This window comes from Pseudomonas sp. UBA6310, assembly GCF_002438225.1.
Classification (GTDB): Bacteria; Pseudomonadota; Gammaproteobacteria; order Pseudomonadales; family Pseudomonadaceae; genus Pseudomonas_O; species Pseudomonas_O kuykendallii.
In genome coordinates, this window is the sequence record NZ_DJTK01000047.1 from 82,457 (window position 1) to 91,846 (window position 9,390).

15 protein-coding genes are annotated in these 9,390 nt (G+C 58.7%); all 15 read right to left on the reverse strand.

Annotation, left to right across the window (positions count from 1 at the left end; translation table 11 throughout):
- Positions 1-54: 54 nt before the first annotated feature.
- Positions 55-519 (reverse strand): bacterioferritin, encoded by a 465-nt coding sequence (gene bfr, locus B3E91_RS11190; protein ID WP_090225273.1) that lies wholly within the window; start codon positions 517-519, stop codon positions 55-57.
- 134 nt (positions 520-653) lie between these two features.
- A complete protein-coding gene (locus B3E91_RS11195) occupies positions 654-2,111 on the reverse strand; it encodes a catalase (RefSeq protein WP_287029482.1) in 1,458 nt (485 codons plus the stop codon).
- Between the two features lie 222 nt (positions 2,112-2,333).
- On the reverse strand, positions 2,334-2,720 hold the full coding sequence (gene rplQ, locus B3E91_RS11200; RefSeq protein WP_090225270.1) for a 50S ribosomal protein L17: 387 nt from the start codon (positions 2,718-2,720) through the stop codon (positions 2,334-2,336).
- 45 nt (positions 2,721-2,765) lie between these two features.
- Positions 2,766-3,767: a DNA-directed RNA polymerase subunit alpha gene (locus B3E91_RS11205; RefSeq protein ID WP_287029483.1), complete on the reverse strand. Its 1,002-nt coding sequence runs from the start codon at positions 3,765-3,767 to the stop codon at positions 2,766-2,768.
- 22 nt (positions 3,768-3,789) lie between these two features.
- A complete protein-coding gene (gene rpsD, locus B3E91_RS11210; protein ID WP_090225267.1) occupies positions 3,790-4,410 on the reverse strand; it encodes a 30S ribosomal protein S4 in 621 nt (206 codons plus the stop codon).
- A 16-nt stretch (positions 4,411-4,426) separates the two neighbouring features.
- Positions 4,427-4,816 (reverse strand): 30S ribosomal protein S11, encoded by a 390-nt coding sequence (rpsK, locus tag B3E91_RS11215; RefSeq protein WP_002555466.1) that lies wholly within the window; start codon positions 4,814-4,816, stop codon positions 4,427-4,429.
- A gap of 30 nt (positions 4,817-4,846) precedes the next feature.
- Positions 4,847-5,203 carry a 30S ribosomal protein S13 gene (rpsM, locus tag B3E91_RS11220; protein WP_090225265.1) on the reverse strand — a complete coding sequence of 119 codons (357 nt, stop codon included), beginning with the start codon at positions 5,201-5,203 and terminating at the stop codon, positions 4,847-4,849.
- A gap of 130 nt (positions 5,204-5,333) precedes the next feature.
- The gene (gene rpmJ, locus B3E91_RS11225; protein ID WP_003281814.1) at positions 5,334-5,450 is read right to left on the reverse strand and encodes a 50S ribosomal protein L36; all 117 of its coding nucleotides are present in this window, start codon (positions 5,448-5,450) and stop codon (positions 5,334-5,336) included.
- A gap of 28 nt (positions 5,451-5,478) precedes the next feature.
- Entirely contained in the window at positions 5,479-6,807 is a 1,329-nt protein-coding gene (gene secY, locus B3E91_RS11230; RefSeq protein ID WP_287029488.1) for a preprotein translocase subunit SecY, read from the reverse strand.
- Complete coding sequence (gene rplO / locus B3E91_RS11235) at positions 6,808-7,242, reverse strand: 50S ribosomal protein L15 (RefSeq protein ID WP_273230250.1); 435 nt, start codon at positions 7,240-7,242, stop codon at positions 6,808-6,810. It lies immediately after the preceding gene.
- Between the two features lie 3 nt (positions 7,243-7,245).
- Positions 7,246-7,422, reverse strand: a complete 177-nt coding sequence (gene rpmD, locus B3E91_RS11240; protein ID WP_003186033.1) for a 50S ribosomal protein L30 — start codon at positions 7,420-7,422, stop codon at positions 7,246-7,248.
- Positions 7,423-7,424: 2 nt separating this feature from the next.
- A complete protein-coding gene (gene rpsE, locus B3E91_RS11245) occupies positions 7,425-7,952 on the reverse strand; it encodes a 30S ribosomal protein S5 (protein WP_090225260.1) in 528 nt (175 codons plus the stop codon).
- 3 nt (positions 7,953-7,955) lie between these two features.
- Positions 7,956-8,306, reverse strand: a complete 351-nt coding sequence (rplR, locus tag B3E91_RS11250; RefSeq protein ID WP_090225259.1) for a 50S ribosomal protein L18 — start codon at positions 8,304-8,306, stop codon at positions 7,956-7,958.
- Between the two features lie 10 nt (positions 8,307-8,316).
- On the reverse strand, positions 8,317-8,850 hold the full coding sequence (rplF, locus tag B3E91_RS11255; protein ID WP_090225257.1) for a 50S ribosomal protein L6: 534 nt from the start codon (positions 8,848-8,850) through the stop codon (positions 8,317-8,319).
- A 12-nt stretch (positions 8,851-8,862) separates the two neighbouring features.
- A complete protein-coding gene (rpsH, locus tag B3E91_RS11260) occupies positions 8,863-9,255 on the reverse strand; it encodes a 30S ribosomal protein S8 (RefSeq protein ID WP_090225255.1) in 393 nt (130 codons plus the stop codon).
- Positions 9,256-9,390 lie beyond the last annotated feature (135 nt).

Below are 9,390 nucleotides of genomic sequence, written 5' to 3' on the forward strand. Positions count from 1 at the left end.
GCGCAAACGAAAAGCCCCGCATCCGCGGGGCTTTTTCGTTCAAGGCAGGCAGCCTTACATCTTCGACTGCAGGTAGTTCTGCAGACCGATGCGGTCGATCAGGCCCAGTTGCTGCTCCAGCCAGTAGGCGTGATCTTCTTCGGTGTCCTTGAGTTGCAGTTCCAGGATCTCGCGGCTCTCGTAGTCGCCACACTTCTCGCAAAGCGCGATGCCCTGGGCCAGCGCCGCACGCACCTGGTACTCCAGGGCGAGGTCGGCACGCAGCATTTCCGGCACGCTGGTGCCGGTGTTCAGCGGCTCCGGAGTCATGTCCGGTACGCCCTCGAGGAACAGGATGCGCTTGAGCAACGCGTCCGCGTGCTGGGTTTCCTCTTCCATCTCGTGGTTGATCCGCTCGTAAAGCTCGGTGAGCCCCCAGTCGGCATACATCCGCGAGTGCAGGAAGTACTGGTCGCGAGCGGCCAGCTCGCCCTTGAGCAGACCGATGAAATAATTGATGACTTCCGCTTCGCCGCGCATGTCGAGCTCTCCAGGAAAAACGCCAAGGTGGTGGATTATCGCCTAAAAGGCGATGACTCAGAGCAACACCGACGACGGGACGCAAAAAAAGCCGCCTGCATCGCTGCAGACGGCCTCTCGAACGGAACGCGGGATCACATCACCTGGTTGAGATCGACACCGAGCCCGGCCGCCACGCCCGCTCCGTAAGCGGGATCGGCCCGCAGGAAGTGCGCAATCTGGCGCAACTGCACCTCGCGGCTGACCGAGCCCATGGCGCCTACGAGGTTGCCGATCAACAGCGCTTTCTGCTCGGCATCCATCAGACGGAACAGATCGCCGGCCTGACTGAAGTAATCGTCATCCGTGCGGTGATCGTAACGGTCGGCCGCGCCGGAGAGCGCCAGCGCCGGCTCGCGATACTCGGGAGCCTGCTTGGGCGCCTGGCTGTAGCTGTTGGGCTCGTAGTTGGGCCGCGCGCCGCCATTGCCATCGAAACGCATGGCGCCATCGCGTTGGTAGTTGCTGTAACCGCTCAAAGGCGCGTTCACTGGCAACTGCTGGTAGTTGGTGCCCACCCGGTGACGCTGCGCGTCGGCATAGGCGAACACGCGCCCTTGCAACATGCGATCGGGCGACAAGCCGACGCCAGGCACCACATTGCTCGGAGCAAGGGCGACCTGCTCGACCTCGGCAAAGTAGTTCGCCGGATTGCGGTTGAGCTCGAACTCGCCCACCTCGATCAGCGGAAACTCCTTCTGCGACCACACCTTGGTCACGTCGAACGGATTCACCGCCCGAGTAGCCGCCTGCTCCTCGCTCATGACCTGCATGCATACCCGCCATTTCGGGTACTCGCCACGCTCGATGGCCTCGAACAGATCACGCTGGGCATAATCGGGATCGCTACCCGCCAGGCGTGTGGCCTCGCTCGGATGCAGATTCCTAATGCCCTGCTGGGACTTGTAGTGCCACTTCACCCAGTGACGCTGCCCCTCGGCGTTGATCAGGCTGAAGGTATGGCTGCCGAAACCGTGCATGAAGCGATAGCCGTCCGGAATCCCCCGATCGGAGAACAGGATGGTGACCTGATGCAGCGACTCCGGCGACAGCGACCAGAAATCCCACATCGCCTGGGGGCTCTTCAAGTTGCTCTGCGCCAGACGCTTCTGGGTGTGAATGAAATCGGGGAACTTGAGAGGGTCGCGAATGAAGAACACCGGCGTGTTGTTGCCGACCACGTCCCAGTTGCCTTCTTCGGTGTAGAAACGCAGCGCAAACCCGCGCGGATCACGCTCGGTATCGGCGGAGCCTCGTTCGCCCCCGACCGTGGAAAAGCGCAGGAACACCGGCGTTTGCTTGCCAACGCTCTCAAACAGCTTGGCGCTGCTGTAGCGCGTGATATCGCGGGATACGGTGAACGTGCCGTAGGCCGCGGAGCCCTTGGCGTGGACACGCCGCTCCGGAATGACCTCGCGATTGAAGTGGGCGAGCTTCTCGACCAGATGGAAATCGTCCAGCAACAACGGCCCGCGCGGACCAGCGGAGCGCGAATTCTGGTTATCGGCGACCGGAGCGCCGCTGGCGGTGGTCAGGATGGTCTTCTGGGTCATGCTCATCTCCATGTTCAAGCGCGTAGATAGCCACGAGTCGGCTTGGAGATAAGTATGGGAGGGCGCTAAATGCGGCTCAAATACATTGATTATCTAAGACCAATAGACTCAACCAATGACGCAATCTTTCAGTACCCCAAAAGCAAACGCCCCGAACAAGTCGGGGCGTTTACTGGATCATCCGGACGCTACTGCGACCGAATGGACCGATCGTGCAACTGCTTACTCGGCGGCTACAGCTTCACCGGCGGACTGACGGTCCACCAGCTCGACGTAGGCCATCGGAGCGTTGTCCCCAGCGCGGAAGCCGCACTTGAGGATGCGCAGGTAACCACCCTGACGGTTGGCGTAGCGCTTGCCCAGATCGTTGAACAGTTTGCCGACGATGGCTTTCGAGCGAGTACGGTCGAATGCCAGGCGACGGTTAGCCACGCTGTCTTCCTTGGCCAGGGTGATCAGCGGCTCGGCAACGCGACGCAGTTCCTTGGCTTTCGGCAGGGTGGTTTTGATCAGTTCGTGCTCGAACAGCGACACCGCCATGTTCTGGAACATGGCCTTGCGGTGGGCGCTGGTGCGGCTCAGGTGACGGCCACTTTTACGATGACGCATGATTGAAATTCCTTACCAAACTTTCGGTTCGGTGATTACGGACGATCAGGCAGTAGCCTTGTCGTCCTTCTTCAGACTTGCCGGCGGCCAGTTATCAAGGCGCATACCGAGGGACAGACCGCGGGAAGCCAGAACGTCCTTGATCTCGGTCAGGGACTTCTTGCCCAAATTCGGAGTTTTCAACAGCTCGACTTCGGTGCGCTGGATCAGATCACCGATGTAGTAGATGTTCTCCGCCTTGAGGCAGTTGGCCGAACGCACGGTCAGCTCCAGGTCGTCGACCGGGCGCAGCAGGATCGGATCGATCTCGTCTTCCTGCTCCACAACAACAGGCTCGCTGTCACCCTTGAGGTCCACGAACGCGGCCAGCTGCTGCTGCAGGATGGTCGCGGCACGACGGATGGCCTCTTCAGGGTCCAGGGTACCGTTGGTTTCCAGATCGATGACCAGCTTGTCCAGGTTGGTACGCTGCTCGACGCGAGCGTTTTCGACAACGTAGGCAACACGGCGAACCGGGCTGAACGAAGAGTCGAGCTGCAAGCGACCAATGCTGCGGCTTTCATCTTCATCGCTCTGACGCGAGTCGGCGGGCTCATAGCCGCGACCACGAGCGATTTTCAGCTTCATGTTCAGTGCGCCATTGGACGCCAGGTTGGCGATCACATGGTCGCCATTGACGATCTCGACATCGTGATCCAGCTGAATATCGGCAGCAGTGACCGCGCCCGAACCCTTCTTGCTCAGGTTCAGCGTGACTTCGTCACGGCCGTGCAGCTTGATCGCCAGGCCTTTCAGGTTGAGCAGGATCTCGATGACGTCTTCCTGCACACCTTCGACGGCGCTGTACTCATGGAGTACGCCATCGATCTCGGCCTCGACGACTGCACAGCCGGGCATGGAGGACAACAGGATGCGACGCAGCGCGTTGCCCAGGGTATGGCCGAAACCGCGCTCGAGAGGCTCGAGCGTGATCTTGGCGCGGGTCGAACTGACCACCTGCACATCGATATGGCGGGGGGTCAGGAACTCATTTACCGAACTCTGCATGGATACACCTATTTTCTAGCCCTTACTTGGAGTAGAGCTCGACAATCAGGTTTTCGTTGATGTCGGCGGACAGATCACTACGAGCCGGCACATTCTTGAATACGCCAGTCTTTTTCTCGGTGTCCACTTCGACCCACTCGACGCGACCGCGCTGAGCGCACAGATCGAGCGCTTGAACGATGCGCAGCTGATTCTTCGACTTCTCGCGAACGGCTACCACGTCACCCGGGCGAACCTGGAAGGACGGGATGTTTACCGTTTTACCGTTGATGCTGATCGCTTTGTGCGAAACCAGCTGGCGGGATTCGGAACGGGTGGAACCGAAGCCCATGCGATAGACGACGTTGTCCAGACGGCACTCGAGCAATTGCAGGAGGTTCTCACCGGTAGCGCCTTTACGACCGGCAGCTTCCTTGTAGTAACCGCTGAACTGACGCTCCAGGACACCGTAGATACGACGAACTTTCTGCTTCTCGCGCAGCTGGGTACCGTAGTCGGACAAACGACCACGGCGCTGACCGTGAACGCCCGGCGGCTGCTCGATGTTGCATTTAGATTCAAGCGCGCGCGCACCACTCTTCAGGAAGAGATCAGTGCCTTCACGACGGGACAGTTTGCATTTGGGACCAATGTAACGAGCCATTTCTCACTGTCTCCTATTACACGCGACGCTTCTTCGGCGGACGGCATCCGTTATGCGGGATGGGCGTCACGTCGGTGATGCTGGCGATTTTGTAACCGCAGCCATTGAGTGCGCGCACAGCGGACTCACGGCCAGGGCCAGGGCCTTTGACGTTGACGTCAAGGTTTTTCAGACCGTATTCCAGAGCAGCTTGACCTGCGCGTTCTGCTGCCACCTGGGCGGCGAACGGAGTGCTCTTACGCGAGCCACGGAAACCCGAGCCCCCGGAAGTAGCCCAGGACAACGCGTTGCCCTGACGGTCAGTGATGGTAACGATGGTGTTGTTGAAAGACGCGTGGATGTGGGCGATCCCATCAACCACTGTCTTTTTGACTTTTTTACGAGGACGAGCAGCTGGCTTAGCCATGACTTAATTCCTGTCGATTCGCGGGCGCAATTACTTGCGGATCGGCTTACGCGGACCCTTGCGGGTACGGGCGTTGGTCTTGGTACGCTGACCACGAACCGGCAAGCCGCGACGGTGACGCAGGCCGCGATAGCAACCCAGGTCCATCAGACGCTTGATGTTCATGTTGATTTCGCGGCGAAGGTCACCTTCAGTAGTGAGCTTTGCAACTTCGCCACGCAGCTGTTCGATCTGCTCGTCGGACAGATCCTTAATCTTTGCCGCCGGGTTGACCCCGGTGGTGGCGCAAATGGTTTGCGCCGTGGTGCGACCAACACCGTAGATGTAGGTCAGCGAGATAACAGTATGCTTGTTATCTGGAATGTTGACGCCTGCAATACGGGCCATTCAGTGGAACTCCAATTGACAGCTACCTACGCCCCGGAAGCCAAGAAAAGGGCGCGAGATATTAGCGCTGTAATAACAAATAAGCAACCCGGCAGCGCACTAGCTGCCGGGTTATCGACGCTCAGGTCACTCAGCCTTGGCGCTGCTTGTGACGCGGCTCCGCGCTGCAGATCACGCGCACGACACCGTCGCGACGAATGATTTTGCAGTTGCGGCACAGCTTTTTCACCGATGCACGAACTTTCATCACCAACTCCTCGAACCTTACGGACGTATCAGCGGAGCATTCCGCCGCCATAGCCCTTCAGGTTGGCTTTCTTCATCAGGGATTCGTACTGGTGCGAAACGAGGTGGGATTGCACTTGGGCCATAAAGTCCATGACAACCACAACAACGATCAGCAACGAAGTCCCGCCAAGGTAGAACGGTACGTTGGCAGCCACCACCAGGAACTGGGGCAGCAGGCAAACGGCCGTCATGTACAGAGCACCGAACATGGTCAAGCGGGTCAGAACGCCATCGATATAGCGCGCCGACTGCTCGCCCGGACGGATACCCGGAATAAAGGCACCGGACTTCTTCAGGTTTTCCGCTACGTCTTTCGGGTTGAACATCAGTGCCGTGTAGAAGAAGCAGAAGAAGATGATCCCTGCACTAAACAGCAGAATGTTCAACGGCTGACCAGGAGCGATCGCCTGCGAGATATCCTGCAGCCAGCTCATGTTGCTGGACTGGCCGAACCATTGCCCCAGCGAGGCCGGGAACAGCAGGATACTGCTGGCGAAAATGGCCGGAATAACGCCCGCCATGTTCACTTTCAACGGCAGGTGGCTGGTCTGCGCAGCGAAGACCTTGCGGCCCTGCTGACGCTTCGCGTAGTGCACCGCAATACGACGCTGACCACGCTCAATGAACACCACGAAACCGATGATCGCCACCGCTAGCAAACCGACAGCCAGCAACGCGATGATATTGATATCGCCCTGCCTGGCCGACTCGAAGGACTGCCCGATCGCACGCGGCAGGCCGGCGACGATGCCAGAGAAAATCAGCATCGAGATACCGTTACCCACGCCGCGCTCGGTGATCTGCTCACCCAGCCACATCATGAACATCGCCCCCGCCACGAAGGTGGAGACAGCCACGAAGTAGAAGCCGAAATCGATCAAGAACGCCACGCCCTGACTGGCAAGACCAACGGACATGCCGATGGCCTGAACAATCGCCAGCACCAGAGCGCCGTAGCGGGTGTATTGGCTGATCTTGCGTCGACCAGCCTCACCTTCCTTCTTCAACTGCTCCAGCTGCGGGCTGACGGCGGTCATCAGTTGCATGATGATCGATGCCGAGATGTACGGCATGATCCCCAACGCAAAGATGCTCATCCGCTCCAGCGCGCCGCCGGAAAACATGTTGAACAAGCTAAGAATGGTCCCCTCATTCTGCCGAAACAGATCCGCCAGCCGGTCCGGATTGATACCCGGCACTGGGATGTGCGCCCCTATCCGATAGACGATGATCGCCAGGAACAGGAAGCGCAGCCGAGCCCAGAGTTCGGACAACCCGCCATTGCTGAGCGCAGAGAGAGCACCTTGCTTAGCCATTTAGTCCTCGAATTTGCCGCCAGCTGCTTCGATGGCCGCACGCGCACCCTTGGTGGCGGCGATGCCTTTCAGGGTGACAGCGCGAGTAACGTCACCGGACAGCATGATTTTCACACGCTGAACGCTTTGGTTGATCACGTTGGCATCCTTGAGCGACTGCAGAGTCACGATATCGCCTTCCACTTTGGCCAGCTCGGACGTACGCACTTCTGCGCGATCCATGGCTTTCAGCGAAACGAAACCGAACTTCGGCAGACGGCGATGCAGCGGCTGTTGACCACCTTCAAAGCCAGGAGCGATGGTGCCACCGGAGCGGGAGGTCTGACCTTTGTGGCCACGGCCACCGGTCTTGCCCAAACCACTACCGATACCACGGCCCGGACGATGCTTTTCGCGACGGGAACCCGGCGCTGGACTCAGATCATTGAGTTTCATCGATTAACCCTCGACGCGCAGCATGTAGTAAGCCTTGTTGATCATCCCGCGATTTTCGGGAGTATCCAGGACTTCTACAGTGTGACCGATGCGACGCAGACCCAGACCCTTCACGCACAGTTTGTGGTTGGGGATACGGCCGGTCATGCTTTTGATCAGCGTAACTTTTACGGTAGCCATAATCAGAAGATCTCCTCAACGCTCTTGCCGCGCTTGGCAGCAATGGACGAAGGGGACTGCATGGTCTTCAGACCCTTGAAGGTGGCATGAACCACGTTCACCGGGTTTGTCGAGCCATAGCACTTGGCCAGAACGTTCTGCACACCGGCCACTTCCAGCACGGCACGCATGGCGCCGCCGGCAATGATCCCGGTACCTTCAGAAGCCGGCTGCATGAACACCTTGGAGGCGCCATGTGCGGACTTGATCGCGTACTGCAGGGTGGTGCCGTTCAGATCGACTTGGATCATGTTACGACGCGCAGCTTCCATCGCTTTCTGGATAGCAGCAGGTACTTCACGGGACTTGCCACGACCGAAGCCGACACGACCCTTGCCATCGCCAACGACGGTCAGAGCGGTGAAGGTGAAGATACGACCACCCTTCACGGTCTTGGCGACGCGGTTAACCTGCACCAGTTTTTCGACGTAGCCTTCGTCGCGACTGTCGTCGCGATTATCGCGATCGCGTCTTTGCTCGTTATTTGCCATAACTTAGAACTCCAGCCCGCCTTCACGAGCAGCATCAGCCAGCGCCTTGACGCGGCCGTGGTACTTGAAGCCAGAACGATCGAACGCTACCTGGGTGACGCCAGCGGCTTTCGCACGCTCGGCAACCAACAGACCGACCTTCTTGGCCGCGTCGACATTGCCGGTGGCAGCGTCACGCAGTTCTTTGTCCAAGGTCGAAGCGCTGGCCAGGACCTTGCCGCCGTCGGCCGAAAGGACCTGGGCGTAGATGTGCTGGGAAGAGCGGTACACACAAAGGCGTACGGTTTCCAGCTCGCGCATCTTCAGGCGTGCCTTGCGAGCGCGACGCAGACGAGTTTCTTTCTTTACGCTCATTTGCTATGCCCTACTTCTTCTTAGCTTCTTTACGACGGACGACTTCGTCCGAGTAACGCACGCCTTTACCTTTGTAAGGCTCTGGCGGACGGAAGTCGCGGATCTCTGCAGCCACCTGACCGACCAGTTGCTTGTCGATACCCTTGATCAGGATATCGGTCTGGCTGGGGGTTTCAGCGGTGATGCCTTGCGGCAGTTCATAATCCACCGGGTGCGAGAAGCCGAGAGCCAGGGACAGCACTTGACCTTTGGCTTGCGCCTTGTAACCAACACCAACCAGCTGAAGCTTGCGCTCGAAGCCCTGGCTAACGCCGATTACCATGTTGTTGACCAACGCACGGGTGGTACCGGCCATGGCTTTGTTCTGCAGGTCGCCATTGCGAGCAGCGAAACGCAGCTCACCGGATTCCTGCAGCACTTCCACGGACGGATGCACATTCAGTTCGAGAGCGCCCTTGGCACCCTTCACCGAAAGCTGCTGACCGGCGAGATTGATCTCAACACCAGCGGGCAGCTTGACGGGGTTCTTAGCAACGCGAGACATGCTTATCCCCCCTTAAAACACAGTGCAAAGCACTTCGCCGCCAACGCCAGCGGCGCGAGCAGCGCGATCAGTCATCACACCTTTGTTGGTGGAGACGATCGAAACGCCCAGGCCGCCACGAACTTTCGGCAGCTGGTCGACGGATTTGTACTGGCGCAGGCCAGGACGGCTGACGCGCTTCAGCTCCTCGATGACCGGACGGCCTTCGAAGTACTTCAGCTCGATAGACAGCTGCGGCTTGATATCGCTGCTGATCTGGAAACCCGTGATGTAACCCTCGCTCTTCAGAACGTTGGCTACTGCCACCTTCAGCGTGGAAGACGGCATGCTTACGACGGTCTTCTCAGCCATCTGGGCATTACGGATACGAGTTAGCATGTCCGCTAACGGGTCCTGCATACTCATGGGCTAGTTGCTCCTAATACAAGAAAAACGGCCTTACGGCTCACTAGTCACCAAGAACCGAAGGGCAATTCAAAAGCCCTGGCTCTGGCGAGCCGGCAATTCTAGAGACTGTTCATAAACGAATCAAGCCCCAAA